This is a genomic window from Streptomyces sp. YGL11-2 (genome assembly GCF_050054615.1).
GTDB lineage: Bacteria > Actinomycetota > Actinomycetes > Streptomycetales > Streptomycetaceae > Streptomyces.
The window spans coordinates 240,559-258,477 of record NZ_JBNHIN010000005.1 but is presented as its reverse complement, the minus strand read 5'-3'; the positions used below and the strand labels follow the sequence as shown (position 1 = coordinate 258,477).

The window sequence follows — 17,919 nt, the reverse complement described above, 5'->3', positions numbered from 1 at the left end:
GATGGCCGGTTTTCCCGCCCCGGCCCGGGAGTTGGCCTTAGCATCACGGGGAGGCAGGGCTTTCGGCCACGGGGGAAGCAGTGACAAGCGTCGTCTTCGTGCACGGTACGGGCGTCCGGTCGGCGTCGTACGACAGGACGTTCGGCCGCCTGACCCGCGCCCTGGCCCGGGTCAGACCCGATGTCCGCACCGTCCCCTGCTTCTGGGGCGAGGCCCACGGCGCGTCCCTCGCGCTCGGCGGGGCGTCGATCCCCGTACGGGACAAGGACCGCGGTCTCGCCTCGGACACCGATCCGCTGGACCTGTGGGCGCTGCTGGAGGCGGACCCGTTCGGCGAGCTGACGGCGTTCGCCGAGGCGGCCGGACAGGACGGTGCGGCGGGGTTCGTGCCGGGCCGCCGGGATCCGTGGGACGACATCGCCGACCGGATACGGGCGCTGTCCCTGGAGGAGCCGTTCCCCGACCCGGCGGCCACTGGCATGACGTCCGGGCACGCCGACGGCGTACGGCAACTCGCCGCCGACCTCGCCCCGTACACCGGTGAGGCCGCCGCGCGCGTCGCCGAGGAGATCTCCCGCAGCCTCGGCGGCGCACCGCCCACGGGCGGAATCGAGGCGGTGGCGGCCCGCGCCGTCCTGGCCCTCGCGCTGCGGCTGGCCGAGTCCGACGGCGACGCCGACGAACCGCTCCCCGTGGACGGCGCCGACCGCGACGCCCTCGTAGGCGCCCTGACCGACCGGCTCGGCGGCGCCGACCGCGGTGTCGGGGCGGTCGCGAAATGGGCCGGTGCCCGCCTGGCCACCCCCGTCCTGTGGCCGGTGTCCTCCGCCGCCCGGCGGCAGCGCGGCCGGCTGACGGCCGCGACCGTGCCCGCCGGCGGCGACATCCTCCGCTACCAGACCCGCGGCGGCGCCCTGCGCGCCGCGATCGCCGAGGCGGTGCGCACGGCCTCGGCGGACGCGGCAGGCCCGGTCGTCCTCCTCGCCCACAGCCTCGGCGGTATCGCCTGCGTCGACCTGCTCGCCGACCGCGCGGCCGGACCGCCGCCCGGCGTGGAGCTGCTGGTGACAGTCGGCTCGCAGGCGCCGTTCCTCTACGAGCTGGACGCGCTCGTCGCGCTGCGCCGCGGTGACCGGCTGCCGGCCGACTTCCCCCGCTGGATCAACGTCTACGACCAGCGGGACCTGCTCGCCTTCGTCGGCGAGAAGGTCTTTCCCGGGCGGGTGACCGACCACCGGGTCAACACCCGGCAGCCCTTCCCCCGTTCCCACAGCGCCTACTTCGCCCACCGGGGACTCCACGAACTGCTCGCCGCGGAGCTGCCGTGACGGGACCGCGGCACGACTGGCGGCGCACCCACGCCGTACTGGTGGCCGTCGAGGCGTATCAGGGCCACCCGGACTGGGATCTGGACGGACCGGTCAGCGACGCGCTCAAGGTGATGGGCTGGCTCGTCGAACAGGGCGTCCCGCGGGAGAACATCCAGCTGCTCGCCTCACCCCTGGCGCGCAACGAAGGTCTCCTCGCACAGGCGCCGCCCTCCTGGCGTCCGGCGCAGCGCGGCAACATACGGCACCTCTTCAGAGAAGAGCTGCGCCGCATCGACGGCGAGTGGCTGTGGATCTACTGGGCCGGGCACGGCGTCCAGGCGGGCGACCGCTGGAGCCTGCTCTACCCCGAGTCACGCGACCGGGACCTGGTCGGCGTGGACACCGACAACCTGATCCACCTGCTGCGCACGGACCGGCTGCCGCACCGGGGCGTGGACCGCGTCACGGTGATCATCGACGCCTGCCGCGAGGCCCTGCCCGTCCGGCAGCAGGCGCTGGCCGCGCCGCCGGACCGGCTCTGGGAGGAGCCGCAGACCCATCACGACCGCCGGATCTTCCTGATGCGCGCCTCCCACCCCGGTGGCACCGCCAAGAACCGCGACGGCGCAGGGCTGTTCACCTCCGTACTGCTCGAACAGCTCGCGAAGGCCGGACACGACGGGGCGGCCGTGGACCTCGACCGGGTCTGGCACGGGGTGAGCGGGGAGTTCGAGCGGCTGCGCAGGGACGAGGGTATCCGGCAGTTCCCGACCCTCCATGTCAGCGACTGGGACGGGACGGCACGCGAGTTCGCGGTCGAGCCGCTCCGGGACCCCCGGCACAGGCGCGCCCGGCAGCAACTGGTCTTCGAGACCGAACGGCTCCTGGCGGCCGCCGCCGGCGGGGCCCTGGGCGTCGCCGCCAGGCTGTGCCCACAGCTCGACACCGAGCCGCCCGCCACCACGCCCCCCACCGGCGGGGAACTGGTCGACTGGGCACTCGCCGACCCGCGGGGCGCCGCCACCCTCCTGCACGCGCTCGCCGAAGCGGCACCCGGCGAGACGGTGCAGCCCGGCGCCCACGAGGCGAGCTGCATCCTCCAGAACGGGCAGTGGCTCACCCGCGCCGAGTACGGTGCCCTCGTCGCGCTGCTGAGCCGGCTGGATCCGCCGCAACGGGACGCCTTCGAGCGACTGGCCGGTGAGCTGCTCCGCACGGCCCCCGCACCGGCCCCCGGCCCGGCCCCGCTGGTCGACGTGCTCGAAGGGCTCACCCGCAAGCAGGACCAACTCCCGCAGCTGCTCCGTGTGGTGGAGTGGTTCGCCGCCCCCGACCAGAGCCGGGTGGCGGTCGAGCTCCAGGAGTGGTCGATGGCCTGCGCGACCCGCCTCGGTCTCGTCGGGGCCCTGCGGGAACGGCGCATCGAAGCCGAGGACCGTGCGGCAGACGACCGGGCGGTGGACGAACGCGTCCAGGTCCGGCTCGGCCCGCCGGACGGCCCCGGGCACCGGCGGGGGTACGAGGTGTGGCTGAGCCGCCGCGACGGGGCCTCGGAGACCGTGTCGGTGGTCGACGACCGGGTCCCGCTGGAGGAGATCCAGCGCGCACTGGACGACGTGCTGAACAGGTACGCCCGGACGGACCGGACCGTGGTCGAGTTCTTCCTTGCGTACACCGACCTCCACCTGGAAGTGCACCGCTGGCCGCGCGGCACCGCAGGGCCCGCCCGCAGGACACTCGGCACCGACTTCCCCGTGGTCGTGCGCTCCGCCGAACTCCGCGACGAGCGGCCGGAGATGTGGAAGAAGCGGTGGGCGCGGGTGGAGACGTCCTGCACCACGGCCCTCTACTGGCCGCCGGGAGACATGGACAGCACCGCACTCCACACCGCCCTCCAGGCACGTGAGGACTCCCCCGGCGCCGTGATCACCACCGCGGTCCCGGACCGCCCGCAGCAGTTCGCGGTCTGCCTGTTCAGCGGCGTCCCCGTCCTGGTGTGGCACGCCGAGGCGGAACGGGAGTCGGCGGAGGCGGTGCTGGCCGCGATGCTCGGCGCCGAGCAACTGCACTCCCTGCCCCACCACGTACACCGGCTGCGGTCGTTGGGCGAGTCGCACGACCGCCACCCGGGCAAGCACCTGGCCCTGCTGTGGGACGACCCGCACCGGCCGCTTCCGCAACTAGAGCTGTCGGCACCCTGAGGAGAACGAAACGATGGCACAGGACTGGCGGCTGTTCCAGGGCGGCGGCACCGAGCCGCACGACGTGGAGTGGCCGGTGGCCCCGCCGTGGCGCCGCTTCGGCGACGCCGCCGCACACCACCGCACGGACGGGCGACCGCCGGCGTATGTGATCGCCCCCGAGGACCGGGACGTCGTCAACACCGCGCTGCACCTGCACCGCCCGCTGCTCGTCACCGGCCGGCCCGGTACGGGCAAGTCGACGCTGGCCCACGCCGTCGCCCGCGAGCTGCGCCTGGGACCGGTGCTGCACTGGCCGGTCAACAGCCGCTCCACACTGGCCGACGGGCTCTACCGCTACGACGCGGTGGGACGGCTGCGCGACGCCTCCCTGCGCGGCGGGGACCCCGGCGGGCCGGCGGCCGGCGAACCGGACATCGGCGACTACCTGCGGCTGGGCCCCCTGGGCACCGCGCTGCTGCCGCGCGGCAAGCCGCGGGTCCTGCTCATCGACGAACTCGACAAGGGCGACGTCGACCTGCCCAACGACCTGCTCACCGTCTTCGAGGAGGGCGCCTTCGACATCCCCGAACTGGCCCGACTCAAGCAGCCCGACGTCGAGGTGCGGACGACCGGGACCGAGGAGAAGGCACGGATCAGCGGCGGCCGGGTGGGCTGCGACGTCTTTCCCGTCGTCGTCATCACCAGCAACGGCGAGCGCGACTTCCCGCCCGCCTTCCTGCGGCGCTGCGTGCGCCTGGACATCAAGCAGCCGGACGAGCGGCAGCTGCGGGAGATCGTCACCATGCACCTCGGACCCGAGGTCGGCGCACAGGCGCAGCAGCTGATCACCGCCTTCCTGGACCTGCGGGACACACAAGAACGCGAACTGGCCACCGACCAGCTCCTCAACGCCGTCCATCTGCGCTCCTCCGGGGTGCGGATGGACTTCGACACCCTCCGCGAGACGGTGCTGCGCTCCCTGGACGAAGCAGACATCTGATGTTCCGGCGACTGTGCGCTCTGCTGGAGGACGCCGGGGCGGACCTGACCACCGAGGAACTGCGCGACATCCTGTGGTTCGCCGTGACCACGGCACCCTCCGGCGACGTCGACGGCGACGCCGGGCGGTCCGCCGGGCCCACGCGATCCGGCGGCGCCGCGGACGGCGGCCCGCTCCCCGCACCGGATTCCGCGCCGCCCGCCGAGCCGCGGCCGGGTGCCGAACGGAGGCCCGAACCCGCCGCCGATGCCGGGCTGTTCGCCCCCGGCGGGCCGCGGCGCACGGCGGCCCGCCCGGCCCAGGCCGTCGGGATCCGCGGCGTGCCGGCCCTGCCCGCGGCCCGCGGCCTGACCAGGGCGCTGCGACCGCTCCGGCAGAGCGTGCCCTCCCGCCGCGCCTTCGCCCTCGACGAGACGGCCACCGCCGACTGGATCGCCGACACCGGCCTCCCCGACGCCGTACTGCGCCCGGAGCGGGAGCGCTGGCTGAGCGTCGCACTGGTCGTCGACGACGGCCCGTCGATGGTGCTGTGGCAGCAACTCGCCGCCGAGATACGGGGCATGCTGGAGCGCCAGGGCGCCTTCCTGCACGTGCGGACCTACGGCCTGGACAGCGGATCGGCCGCCCAACCGGTGCTCACCGCCCGCCCGTTCGCGCCCGGCGCCCCGCGCCGCAGTACGGGACACCTCAACGACACCTCCGGCCGCACCGCGGTGCTGGTCCTCTCCGACGGCGTGGGGCCCGGCTGGCGCAGCGGCGCGATCGCGCGCACGCTGCTCGGCTGGGCCCGGCACGCGCCGGTCGCGGTGGTCCAGCCGTTGCCGCCGCGGATGTGGCCCGAGCAGGGGATGCCCACCCAGCGGCTGCTCGTCTCCGCGGACCGCCCCGGCGCCCCCGGCCGGAACCTGTCCGTACGGCACCCCGTGCTGCCGCCCGGCCTGGTCTCCTACAAGGGCTCGGTCGTGCCGGTCCTGGACCTGTCCCCGGCCCGGATCGGGGCCTGGGCCGACCTCACCGCCACGGGCCGGGGCAGTGCGCTGCTGCCGGTGATGCTCCTGGGCGACGACCACGGCGCGCCCGACCCCGCCCCTGACCCCGCCCCCGCGGCCGACGGCCGGCGCGGCGTGCCCGCGGTCGCTCCCGAAGAGCGCCTGCGGCGCTTCCGGGCCGCAGCCTCCCCCGAGAGCCAGCGGCTTGCCGGGGCGCTCGCCGCGGTCAGCCCGCTGACGCTTCCGGTGATGCGGCTGGTCCACCAGGCCGGCGGCGACCGGGCCGAACGTTTCCACCCGGCGCAGCTCGCCGAGGTCTTCCTGGGCGGCCTGCTGCGCCGGCGCGAGGCGGGCCCCCACCGGCCGTCCGACGCCGTCGCGTACGAGTTCCACCCCGGAATCGCCGACCTGCTGCTCGACACGGTCCAGACGTCCACCGCGCTGGACACGGCGGCGCAGGTCACCGCCTTCCTGCTGCGCCGGCACGGCAGCGGCCCGGAGTTCCGGGCCCGCCTCGCCGGCGCCGGCGGCGACGTGTCGGTCGCCGAGCGGTCCCGCCCCTTCGCCGCCGCCTCCCCGGAGCTGCTCTCGCGGCTCGGTCTGCTCGCGGCCGGCCCCGACGAGCAGGCAGCGGCACCGGCCCCCGAGCCGGCCACCGCCGCCCCCGGGCCGACGGCGGTCGTCCCGCCACCGCGCTCGTACGCGTCCGAGCGGGTACAGCCGCCGCTGATCGCCCTCGTCCGGCGGTTCGCACAGGACGACGGTCTGCCGGAGCCGGTGCGCCGGCAGGTCGACCGGTTGCTTCGCGAGGCGGACGACCGGGACGACGAGTCCGGGTGGTCGGGGGTGCGGGAACTCCGCCGGCTGGCCCGTGAACTCGTCGATGCCGGGTGGCGGGACCGCGCGGACGCGCTGCGCGAGGCGGTCCGGGAACAGCTCGGCGGGCTGGTGGCCGCCGAGGACCTCGAATCGCGGAACCTGCGTGGACACCTGGCGCTCGCCCTGAACGTTCTGGGAGAACACGAGGAAGCCGAGGACCACTTGAGAGCGGTGGTCGAGATCTCCGGGCACGAGCACGGCAGGGAGCACGACTACACGCTCTACGCACGCGACTATCTCATCGATCTGCTGGAGCACGCGAAGCGGAACGAGGCGGCGGAGGAGGAGTGCCGGACGCTGATCGCGGCGTACCAGCGGCGCGCGAACGACGAGTGCGAGCAGATCCTGACGCTGCGCCTGCAGCGGGGCCGCCTGCTGTTGAACCTGGACCGCCTGGAGGAGGCCGAGGCCGAGTTCCGCGCGGTGCACGCGGAACGGCTCGTGCGAAAGGGGGCTGCGCACAGCGGCACCGTCCTCGCCCGTGTCTGGCTGGCCACCGCGCTCCAGCGCCTCAGGCGCTACGACGAGGCCGAGGCCGAGGCCCGGGCGGCGGCAGCCGACGCCCGGTCGGCTCCGCAGCCGGATGAATCCTCCCTGCGGACCGCGCTGTTCAGGCTGGGCTTCATCCTGAACGACCGGGAGAGCTACGACGAGGCGCAGGAGCTGTGGAGCGATCTGGCCGGCCGGGCACGGGACGGCCTGGGGCCGACACACGCGCGGACGCTGGAGGCGCGCCGCTGGCACATCGCCGCGCTGCGCGGCCTGGGCCGCTACGAGGACGCCGGGACGGAGGCCGCCGCCCTGATGGAGGGCACCGCCGAGGGGCTGGGGGAGCGGCATCTCAACCACTTCAACGCCTGCCGCGTCAGGGCGCTGGTCATGCGAGACCAGAAGCGGTACGAGGAGGCGGAGGCCGCCTTGCGGACACTCCTGGACGAACAGCTCCAGGTCCTGGGACCGGACCACGACGGCACGCTCCTGACCCGGCACGAACTCGCGCTCACCCTCGACCACGCCGACCGCAACGAGGAGTCGCTCGCGCACTACGAGGAGGCGCTCCGGGGACACCGCCGGAACGGGCAGGACGAGGAACCGGGCACGCTGGTGACGCGCTCCGCCCGCGCGGACCTGCTGGTGCGGCTCGACCGCCTGGACGAGGCCGAGGCCGAGTACCGCGCCGTGCTGGAGGCCCGGCAGCGGACCCTCGGCCCCGGCCACCCGGACACGCTGATCGCGCGCAGAATGCTGGCCAATGCGCTGCGTGACCAGGAGCGTTACGAGGAGGCGGAGGCGGAGTTCCGGGGCGTGATCGAGGGCCGCACCCGGGTCCTGGGCGCGGAGGCGTGGCAGACTCTCGCGGCACGGCACAGCCTGGGGTACGTGCTCAACCAGTTGAGCAGGTTCGCCGAGGCGGAGCGGGAGATCCGGGTGACGCTCGACGCACGGACGCGCGTACTGGGCGCGGAGCAGCCGGGCACCCTCTGGACCCGCCACAACCTGGGTATCGCGCTCCGTGGGCTGGGCCGCCTCGACGAGGCGGAGGCGGAATGGCGCGCCGTGCTCGCGGTGAGCGAGCGCGAACTGGGCGACGAGCACACGTGCACCCGCGACACCCGGGCCCGGCTGGCCGAACTCGACGCCGGCCGGGACACCGCCGGCGGCTGACCGCGGGCGGGATACCGGCGGCAGGCCCGGGGCGGTGGCGCCGTCCGGGTGTACGGCGTGATGTCCCGGCGGCCGTCCGGTCGGGGCCCCGTTACCGTGTGCAGCCCACGTGCCGCCGTGCGGCGTGCGCGTCCGGCGGCCGGGTACGGGAGAGGTGAGGGAGATGCCGTGGTGAGCGGGCACCGCTCCGTGGCGGACACGGAGCAGACGGTACGGGCCAGGCTCGGCGACACCCCCGTCCGGCAGGAGCGGATGGCCGCCGTCGCGGGCCTCTACCGCGCCGCGGCGTCCGTACGGCAGCACTTCGAGAACTCGGTGCTGCGCGGAGCCGATCTGACCTGGACCTCGTTCGTCGTGCTGTGGGTGGTGTGGGTCCGCGGTGCGTGGGAGACCCGCCGGGTCGCCGAGGAGGCCGGCATCTCCAAGGGCACCCTCACCGGCGTCGCCCGCACCCTCCAGTCCCGCGGCCTGATGGCACGCACCCCCCACCCCACGGACGGCCGGCTCGCGCTGCTCTCCCTCACGCCCGAGGGCGAGGCGCTGATGGCCCGGACCTTCCCGGAGTTCCACGCCGAGGAAGCCTTCGTCACCGAGGGACTGACCGACGACGAGGCGCTGACCCTGGCGGAGCTGCTGCGGCGGATCGTCACCCAGGTGGAGACCCGGGGCGCGGAGCGGCGGCTGGAACTGCTGGACGGGGCGGACCCGGCACCGCGCAGGAGCGGGCGCCGGGCGAAGGCGTAGCGCCCGTCCGGCGGGTCAGGGCCGGAAAGGCCCCGGCCGGTCCCGGCCCGGCGGGCGTACGGCCCGGTGCTCAGTCGGCCTCCCGGTCGGCCGCGCCCGCGGCCACCAGCCCGGCCGCCCCCAACTCTCGGTAGCGCGAGAGCAGTTCACCCAGCACCCGCTCCGCGTCCGGGCCGTCCGGCGTATAGACCCACAGAGTGGCGGTGGGCGCCTCGATCGTGGTGAAACCCGTCGCGATGATCGTCACCTCGCGGCCGTCGACCGTACGGAACGCCTTGCGGTGGGTGGCCGGCGGCAGGACGTCGTGCCGGGCCCACATCTCCGCGAACAGCGGGCTGGCCGCGGAGAGTTCACGGATATACGCCCGCCACCGCGGATCGTGCATGCGGCGGCCGAACGCGCCGCGCAACCGGCCCACCATGAAGGAGACCTCGCGCTCCCAGTCGACCAGCGGCTGGGATTCCTCGTCCGCGGTGAAAAGCCGCCACAGCACGTTCCGTTCCGGCGGCGGCAGCAGTTCGATCCGGGGATCGAGCGCGGCATAGGCGTCGTTGAAGGCCAGCACGTCGTAGCGGGCGCCGACCAGGCCCGCGGGCAGCGGGCTCAGTGAATCCACAATGGTCTGCACCGCCCGCGCCCCGGGCGGAACCGGAATCTCCTCGGCGGGGGATTCGGGGGCGGCGGCGCCGGGGACGTCCGCGAGCCGGTGCAGATGCGCGCGCTCCGCCGGGCCGAGCAGCAGCGCACCGGCGATGGCGTCCAGCACCTGGACGCTGGGGTTGATCGCCCGCCCCTGTTCCAGCCAGGTGTACCAGGCCACGCCGACGCCCGCGCGCTCGGCGACCTCCTCCCGGCGCAGGCCCGGCGTGCGCCGCCGCGGGCCGCCGGGCAGGCCCACCTCCTGGGGGGCGATGCGCTCCCGGCGGAGCCGCAGGAACGCGGCGAGCTCACCGCGCCGGGCGGCAGCGGCGGATGCGGAACGGGTGATCGCTGACACCGGTTCATCATGAGGGGCGCCCGCCGGGCGGTGCCAGATACCGCCGATATCAGGATCACGGGATTCCCGGTACGGGAATCCGCCGCCACCTTGGGAGGCGAGTGACGGCAACGCGCTCCCGTGCAGCGGTATACGACCCGGGGCGCCGAGGCGCAGTTCCCGCCACCCGGGAACTATGGCCTGATACCGGTGCCCACCGCTCTTCGGCCCGGCGGCGCACCGAAACGCCCGGACCGAGGCGGAACCGGCGCCGTCCGCAGCTCCGTCCGGGGATGGCGCGGCCCAGCGGCGGCGCGGGGCGGGGAGGCGGCGGGGTCACGACCGGCACCGGGGCCGTCCCGGAGCGGCGGATGGCCGAATCGCGTGCGGATCTTCCGGCGGTACGGGAACGAGTGCGCATGCCGGTCGACGCATTCCTTGATCAACGAGCCGAAGCGGGTCCAAATGATGGGACCCGCTCACACATGAGCGCGTGATTCTCGCCACCCCTGATAGGGGGTCCGCTCAGATGAGCGGAATCGGTCGGGCTCCATCTCTCGCAATGGTGGCACCGGGTGCCATCCGTCACCCGTTCAAGTAATCAACGATGCTGTTGCGTTGCGTAGAGAGAAATCCCCCTGCCGACTACATGGTGCAGTGATCCGTTCGGGAAATAAACGATGGTGAATGCCCTTGATCACTTTCGATCTACTGGCGGACGCCGGGTTACGCACGTATGTCGACCAAGTGGACGTACCCATACGCCTTCGATCTGGGTATGTTCCTCGCCGTCAGGGCAGCCCGTCGGCGAGGAGTCAGACCCGTGCCGGAAACACAAGATCCCCACGTAAGCCAGTCTTCTTCCGTGAAGTTCGTCTACGACTTCACCGAGGGCAACAAGGACCTCAAGGACCTCCTCGGTGGCAAGGGCGCCAACCTCGCGGAGATGACCAACCTGGGACTTCCCGTCCCTCCGGGCTTCACGATCACCACCGAAGCCTGCAAGGTCTACCTGGAGAGCGGCACCGAACCCGCGGCACTCCGTGCCGAGGTCTCCGAGCACCTCGACGCGCTTGAGCGGAAGATGGGCAAGAAGCTCGGGCAGGCCGACGACCCGCTGCTCGTATCCGTGCGTTCCGGGGCGAAGTTCTCGATGCCCGGCATGATGGACACCGTCCTCAACATCGGCCTCTCGGATGCGTCGGTTTCCGGCCTCGCCGCGCAGGCCGGCGACGAGCGGTTCGCCTGGGACTCGTACCGACGCCTCATCCAGATGTTCGGCAAGACCGTGCTGGGCGTCGACGGCGAACTCTTCGAGGAGGCGCTGGAGGAGGCCAAGCGGGACAAGGGCGTCACCGTCGACGTCGACCTGGACGCCGCCGATCTCCGTGCGCTGGTCGAGCAGTTCAAGCAGATCGTCGCCAAGGAGACCGGGCGGGACTTCCCGCAGGACGCCCGCGAGCAGATGGACCTGGCCATAAGGGCCGTCTTCGACTCGTGGAACACCGACCGCGCCAAGCTCTACCGCCGCCAGGAGCGCATCCCCGGCGACCTCGGCACGGCCGTCAACGTCTGCTCCATGGTCTTCGGCAACCTCGGCCCCGACTCCGGCACCGGCGTCGCCTTCACCCGCGACCCGGCCAGCGGCCAGCAGGGCGTCTACGGCGACTACCTGCAGAACGCGCAGGGCGAGGACGTCGTCGCCGGTATCCGCAACACGGTCCCGCTCGCCGACCTGGAGAACATCGACAAGGCGTCCTACGACGAGCTGATGCAGATCATGGAGACGCTCGAAACGCACTACAAGGACCTGTGCGACATCGAGTTCACCATCGAGCGCGGCAAGCTGTGGATGCTGCAGACCCGGGTCGGCAAGCGCACCGCCGGTGCCGCCTTCCGGATCGCCACCCAGCTCGTCGACCAGGGGCTGATCGACGAGGCCGAGGCCCTCCAGCGGGTCACCGGCGGCCAGCTCGCGCAGCTGATGTTCCCCCGCTTCGACCTGGACGCGAAGTCCGAACTGATCGGCCGCGGCATCGCCGCCTCCCCGGGCGCCGCCGTCGGCAAGGCCGTCTTCGACTCCTACACCGCCGTCAAGTGGTCCCGGTCCGGCGAGAAGGTCATCCTGATCCGCCGCGAGACCAACCCCGACGACCTCAACGGCATGATCGCCGCCGAGGGCATCCTCACCTCCCGCGGCGGCAAGACCTCGCACGCCGCCGTCGTCGCCCGCGGCATGGGCAAGACCTGTGTCTGCGGCGCCGAGGAGCTGGAGGTCGACACCAAGACCCGCAAGCTGACCACCCAGGACGGCACGGTCATCGAAGAGGGCGACGTCGTCTCCATCGACGGCTCCTCCGGCAAGGTCTACGCCGGTGAGGTCCCGGTCGTCCCGTCCCCGGTCGTCGAGTACTTCGAGGGCCGGATGCACGCCGGCGCCGAGGACGCCGACGAACTCGTGCAGGCCGTCCACCGGATCATGGCCTACGCGGACCGGGTCCGCCGGCTGCGCGTACGGGCCAACGCCGACAACGCCGAGGACGCCGCCCGCGCCCGCCGGTTCGGCGCCCAGGGCATCGGCCTGTGCCGCACCGAGCACATGTTCCTCGGCGAGCGCCGGGAGATGGTCGAGCGCCTGATCCTCGCCGACACCGACGCCGACAAGGACGCCGCCCTCGCCGAGCTGCTGCCGCTCCAGAAGGCCGACTTCATCGAGCTGTTCGAGGCGATGGACGGCCTGCCGGTGACCGTCCGCCTCCTGGACCCGCCGCTGCACGAGTTCCTGCCAGACATCACCGACCTCTCGGTCCGGGTCGCGCTCGCCGAGGCCCGCAAGGAGCCGCACGAGAACGACCTCCGGCTCCTCCAGGCCGTGCACAAGCTGCACGAGCAGAACCCGATGCTGGGTCTGCGCGGCGTCCGCCTCGGCCTGGTCATCCCCGGCCTGTTCGCCATGCAGGTACGGGCCATCGCCGAGGCCGCCGCCGAGCGCCGGAACGCCAAGGGCGACCCGCGCGCCGAGATCATGATCCCGCTGGTGGGCACCGTCCAGGAGCTGGAGATCGTCCGCGAGGAGGCCGAACAGGTCATCGCGGAGGTCGAGAAGCGCTACGGCGTCAGCCTCAAGCTCACCCTCGGCACGATGATCGAGCTGCCCCGCGCCGCGCTGACGGCCGGCCAGATCGCCGAGTCCGCCGACTTCTTCTCCTTCGGCACCAACGACCTCACGCAGACCGTCTGGGGCTTCTCCCGCGACGACGTGGAGGCCAGCTTCTTCACCGCGTACCTGGAGAAGGGCATCTTCGGCGTCAGCCCCTTCGAGACCATCGACAAGGACGGCGTGGGCTCGCTGGTACGCAACGCCGCGGCGGCCGGCCGCGCCACCCGCCCCGACCTCAAACTCGGCGTCTGCGGGGAGCACGGCGGCGACCCGGAGTCGGTCCACTTCTTCCACGAGGTCGGACTCGACTACGTCTCCTGCTCGCCGTTCCGCATCCCGGTCGCCCGGCTGGAGGCGGGCCGCGCGGCGGCGGAGGCCAAGGGCAGCGACAGCCGCTGACCCGACGGGGCACCCGCCCCACACACCACCGGAGACGGCGGCCGGGCACCTTCACCCTCACGCCCGCCCATCGGCTCCGGCACCGCAACGAGGGCGGCACCTGTGCGGAGGTGCCGCCCTCGGGTTCGTGATCTGCGACGATCCTCAGATTCCGCGTCTGATGCGCAGCAACTACGCGTGGTAATTGCCGTCGTTTTTCGGGATCTTCCTGGTCCTGGTGCCCTCGTTGTGCCCTGTGGCGGACAGGCAGGGCACACGAAGCCCCCGGCCCGTCGCGGTGAGCGGCGGGCCGGGGCGCATCTGCCGCGGGTGCTGTGTGGTGCGGCACCGGCCTACGCCGGCGGGTGGGGCAAGTCGAGGACCATGACGTCGTGGAGATCGGCACCTGCCCCCGGGCGCACCTCACCGACCTTGCGGTAGCTCCACGATCGGTAGGCCGCTTGTGCTGCCTCGTTCACCGGATGGACGTTGAGCACCACTCGCTCGGCTTCGACGCCGTGGAGGAGCGTCTCGTGCAGGCGTCGGGCGATGCGGTGTCCGCGCCATGGCAGGCGTACGGCCAGTTCCAGCAGACCGAAGGTGCGGTGGCCGTCCTCGCGGCGCATCTCGTCGGACACGGGCTCGGTGAGCGAGTCCCACCAGCCCGTCTTCGGCCCGAGGGGGCAGCCGTAGGCCATGCCGACGGGCGTGCCGTCGGGCGTGCGGGCCAGGGCAGCCCGGAAGGCGGGTTTCCGTGTCCGGGAGCGGAAGCGCCGGAAGGCGGCCACGACGTCGCCCTCGGTCTCGTAGTAGGGCGGCTCGGCGAACACATCGGCGTAGACGAGCCTGAAGTCGCCTTCCGCGTTCGCTGCGGCCGGGCCGTCCAGGCGTACGACGGTGAGGGCTTCGGGGTAGGCCACGGGGGGCTCCTCAAAGGTCTCGCGGATGCGGTCGCCACACTCGCGGGCGACCGCCGTGTCGATTCCGGCGACGGCGCGCCGGAACTTACGATCCTGCCCAGCAAACGCGGCGACGAGATGCCTCCGCATGCCTCAAGTGCGGTGGTCATCTCGGCGCACGCCTCCTCGGCTTCCCCTTCTGCTTCCTCGTTCTCACTGACGGATCCACAGCCGGATCGCGGCGACGGTGACCGTGCCGTGGAAGACGAACGCTGGACGGTGGAACGGCATGTCGCCCGCGGTCTGCGGAAGTTGAGGCGCCTTCCTGGGATGGCCTGGCGCGGACGGACGGGAGTGGCGGGCAGGAAGGTTGCGTGTGCGCCGTGGCCGCTTCCGTCACGAAACGGCATTGCTTCAACGCTTGTTCGAGGGCCTCCAGACCACCTCGGCCAGGATGGGGACGCGTTCATGCCATCCCCCATGTACATGGAAGGCCCCGCTGCCTCATGGCCAATGATCACGATGCCCCGCCCTCCGATGCCGAACTCGCCGCGGCCTTGCGGAATCCAGATTCTGACGCTGCGTTAGATGAGCTGTATCGGCGGCACCGTTCGGCGGTTCTCTCGTATGCGTCCGCCTGCTGCCGGGATCCGCACACCGCCGAGGACCTCGCCGCGGAGGCATTCGCCCGCACCCTGCAGGCCGTACGATCCGGCAAAGGCCCCGTGTCCGCGTGGCGCCCTTACCTGCTCACCATCGTCCGCCGCACCGCCGCCGACTGGGCCGACAGGGCCCGTCGCACCGAGCTGTCGCCCGACTTCGAGCAATGGCTCGCCAACGCCCACGACGCGCCCGGTGCGGAGAGCAGCGAGGAGCGGATGCTCCGCCTGGAGGACAGCAGCCTCGTGCTGCGGGCCTTCCGGTCGCTGCCCGAGCGTTGGCAGACGGTCCTGTGGCACACCGCTGTGGAACGGGACTCGGCCCAGAAGGCGGGTTCCCTGCTCGGCATGAGCCCGGCCAGTGTCAGCTCCCTGGCCTACCGGGCCCGGGAAGGTCTGCGCGAGGCGTACCTGGCCGCGCATGCCGTCAGCGACTCCGCCACCGACGAGTGCCGCCGCCACAGCTCCCGGCTCGGCGCCGTGGTGCGACGCCCCGGACGCCGCAGGACCAAGGACTTCGAGCGACATCTGACACGGTGCGAGCACTGCCGCCGCGCACTGATCGAACTCACCGACCTCAACGAACGACTGGGTTCGGCACTGCCCGTCGCGGTGCTGCTCTTCGGCGGCTCCGCCTATGTGGCGGCACGGCTCACCGATACCGCAGTGGGCACCGGCACGGGGGCGCTCGGCTCCGGAAGCCCGAACGGCGCCCTCCACGGAAGTACCGGACTGTGGGCGAAGCCCGGCGTCGCCACCGCCATAGCCACCGCCGTCGGGGTCGCCATCGTCCTTCTGCCCATGCCGTTCGGCGACCACGACGAGAGTCCGCAGAGCGCACCACTACCTCCTCCGGTCACGCGGAAGGACACTTCGCCCAGGACACTCGGGACGCCGCCCCCGCACCTGCCCCCTTCTGCGGCCCGGCCCCCGGCCCCTTCCTCTTCCCCGACCCCGACCCCCACTTTGTCCCCGCCTACAGCTGAAGCCACGCCCCTGCCCTCGCCCAGGCGCGCGGACCGCTCGTCGCCCACACCTTCGACCACGGACAAGGGCCCGGTCACAGCCCGGCATTCGCCGACCGCCGGGCACGAGGCCGCGCCGTCGTACGCTCCTCCGCCCGCGCCCGCGCGTTCCGCCGCGCCTCCGCCCGCGCCGCCCGCGGCACCGCCGCGGCCGGCGCCTGGCAGCGATTTCAGCGCCTGCTATCACGACAGGTGTCAGGTCGAGGTGACAGGCGGGGACACAATCCCGCTCGACGGTCAGGCGGGTGTCGACGTGTTGAAGATCGTCGGCGTCGCCGGCAACAGCCTGAGCTACGCCGCGTCTTCGGGCAACGGAGCGCAGACTGCCAGCGGCAGCCAGTCCAGTCCCGGTACCTCGACGGTCAACCAACTCGTCATGGACATCCTCCGTGTCGACGGGAGCCGAGCGCTCATCCGTCTCCATAAGGGTTGACGCGCTCCGCTGCGGGATCGGGGGGCCCGGACGGCCGGCGGGAACCGAACTGTTCCGGACCAGCCGTCCGTCGCGTCCCGCACGCGGGCTCCGGTCATGGGCCAAGACCTGGGCCGGATCGTGCGGCGGGCGAACAAGCTGCTGAAGGAAGGGGGGAGGAGTGGGCGAGGAGTGGGGATCGACGCGGTTGTGGCCTGATGTGCCCCCAGCGTGCCCTGTTGGACCGTCAGTTCGGTATCCGCCCAGGTCAACCCTACGAGGGCGGCACCTGTGCGGAGGTGCCGCCCTCGCTTTCTCCGGACTCCCCCCTCGGGAGCTGCCGCCCTCCCAGTCGGCGTGGGAGGCGGCCTTCAACGGGCCCGCGGCCGGGCCGGTTGTTTGCCCATCACCCCCCACGGGATCGAGCAATCCGGGCCGTTCGCACCGCCGTTGAATTGAGTACAGCATTCCCGGCGAGCCCCCGCCGGCGCGACCCTTTTCAACTCTGGCCAAAAGGGCATGGTGACCGCACGTGTTGGCGTGCATACTCAGGCGTGCCGGGGGCCGACTTCGGAAACCAAGGGTGGGGGTTCGGTGTTACGCGTCCATTTCAGTGGACTCGATCTGGCCCGCGTGCGGATAGCCGCACGCCCCGACGCACTGTGGGAGACAGTCCTCAGCTTTCATCGACTACGTGACAGGCGCGACGATTCGGCGTTCGGGAAATGGCGATCGGAAACGCGCGGAAAGTTGAATGGCGAAACGCGCCTGCTGGCGCCGCTGGTGCCCACCCGCGGCTATTTTCCCGATTTCCTGACGCCGGCCGAGGGCCTGCTCGGCATGGACGAGGCGCTTGCCGCGCTGCGGGAGACCCCCGCCGCCCGCCTGCACGACGAGCTCTCCCGGCTGGCTCCCGCCGCCGGCCGCCCGCTCCCCGCGTGGATACGGGACATGGCGGACGGCGAGACCCGTGCGCTGGGCCGGCTCGCCGGGATACTCCGGCGGTACTACGAGGCGGCGGTGGCTCCGTACTGGCCGCGCGTCCAGGGCCGCATAGAGGCCGACCGCGCCGCCCGCGGCCGGGCGCTCCTGGACGGCGGCGCCGACCGCCTGCTGGCGTCCCTCCCGCCGATGATGCGCTGGCGCCCGCCCGTCCTGGAGGCGGACTACCCGGTCGAACGCGACCTCCACCTGGGGGGCCGCGGACTGCTCCTGCTCCCCTCCTACTTCTGCCGCCGCACCCCGGTGACCTTCTACAACCCGGACCTGACGCCGGTCCTCGTCTACCCGGTCGAGCACCAGGCCCCGCGCCTGACCCCGCCGGTGCCGCCCGACCGCTCCCTGGGCCGTCTCGTGGGCCAGACCCGCTCGGCGATACTGCACGGCATCGGCGTCGGCTGCACCACCAGCGAACTGGCCCGCCGCGTCGACGTCTCCCTGGCCTCCGCCAGCCAGCACGCCACCGTGCTGCGGGACGCCGGCCTCCTCTTCACCCTGCGCCAGGGGAACGCGGTGCTGCACACCCTGACGCCGCTCGGCGCGGCCCTCCTCCGCGGGGCCAGAGCGACCGAGCAGGCGGCGGGGGGACCGGCGCCCGGGGGGCCGGCGGCGGTGGAGGCATAGGCATAGGTATAGGGGGA

At 72.7% G+C, this 17,919-nt stretch carries 10 protein-coding genes; 8 read left to right on the top strand and 2 right to left on the bottom strand.

Going from position 1 to position 17,919, the window contains the following annotated elements; all coding sequences use genetic code 11:
* Positions 1-80 precede the first annotated feature (80 nt).
* The 5 genes from ACO1BR_RS08895 to ACO1BR_RS08875 all read left to right on the top strand — a co-directional run bounded on the left by ACO1BR_RS08895 (position 81) and on the right by ACO1BR_RS08875 (position 8,770).
* Positions 81-1,328 (top strand): hypothetical protein, encoded by a 1,248-nt coding sequence (locus ACO1BR_RS08895; protein WP_426794476.1) that lies wholly within the window; start codon positions 81-83, stop codon positions 1,326-1,328.
* A complete protein-coding gene (locus ACO1BR_RS08890; protein WP_426794475.1) occupies positions 1,325-3,511 on the top strand; it encodes a caspase family protein in 2,187 nt (728 codons plus the stop codon). The genes ACO1BR_RS08895 and ACO1BR_RS08890 overlap by 4 nt, the downstream gene beginning before the upstream one ends.
* Positions 3,512-3,524: 13 nt before the next feature.
* Complete coding sequence (locus ACO1BR_RS08885) at positions 3,525-4,493, top strand: AAA family ATPase (RefSeq protein WP_426794474.1); 969 nt, start codon at positions 3,525-3,527, stop codon at positions 4,491-4,493.
* A complete protein-coding gene (locus tag ACO1BR_RS08880) occupies positions 4,493-8,026 on the top strand; it encodes an SAV_2336 N-terminal domain-related protein (protein ID WP_426794473.1) in 3,534 nt (1,177 codons plus the stop codon). Before ACO1BR_RS08885 ends, ACO1BR_RS08880 begins: the two co-directional genes overlap by 1 nt.
* Positions 8,027-8,197: 171 nt before the next feature.
* On the top strand, positions 8,198-8,770 hold the full coding sequence (locus ACO1BR_RS08875; RefSeq protein ID WP_426794472.1) for a MarR family winged helix-turn-helix transcriptional regulator: 573 nt from the start codon (positions 8,198-8,200) through the stop codon (positions 8,768-8,770).
* Positions 8,771-8,840: 70 nt separating this feature from the next.
* Here ACO1BR_RS08875 and ACO1BR_RS08870 read toward each other — a convergent pair whose 3' ends face one another.
* Positions 8,841-9,767 carry a helix-turn-helix transcriptional regulator gene (locus tag ACO1BR_RS08870; RefSeq protein ID WP_426794471.1) on the bottom strand — a complete coding sequence of 309 codons (927 nt, stop codon included), beginning with the start codon at positions 9,765-9,767 and terminating at the stop codon, positions 8,841-8,843.
* 844 nt (positions 9,768-10,611) lie between these two features.
* On the opposite strand from ACO1BR_RS08870, the gene ppdK reads away from it, so the two are divergent.
* Positions 10,612-13,305: a pyruvate, phosphate dikinase gene (gene ppdK, locus ACO1BR_RS08865; RefSeq protein WP_426794470.1), complete on the top strand. Its 2,694-nt coding sequence runs from the start codon at positions 10,612-10,614 to the stop codon at positions 13,303-13,305.
* Positions 13,306-13,637: 332 nt separating this feature from the next.
* Here the strand turns inward: ppdK and ACO1BR_RS08860 are convergent, their stop codons facing one another.
* On the bottom strand, positions 13,638-14,204 hold the full coding sequence (locus tag ACO1BR_RS08860; RefSeq protein WP_426794469.1) for a GNAT family N-acetyltransferase: 567 nt from the start codon (positions 14,202-14,204) through the stop codon (positions 13,638-13,640).
* 485 nt (positions 14,205-14,689) lie between these two features.
* Between ACO1BR_RS08860 and ACO1BR_RS08855 the strand changes: the two genes are divergently transcribed.
* The gene (locus ACO1BR_RS08855; protein ID WP_426794468.1) at positions 14,690-16,300 is read left to right on the top strand and encodes an RNA polymerase sigma factor; all 1,611 of its coding nucleotides are present in this window, start codon (positions 14,690-14,692) and stop codon (positions 16,298-16,300) included.
* A gap of 729 nt (positions 16,301-17,029) precedes the next feature.
* On the top strand, positions 17,030-17,902 hold the full coding sequence (locus tag ACO1BR_RS08850; protein WP_426794467.1) for an ArsR/SmtB family transcription factor: 873 nt from the start codon (positions 17,030-17,032) through the stop codon (positions 17,900-17,902).
* The last annotated feature ends 17 nt before the right edge of the window (positions 17,903-17,919 follow it).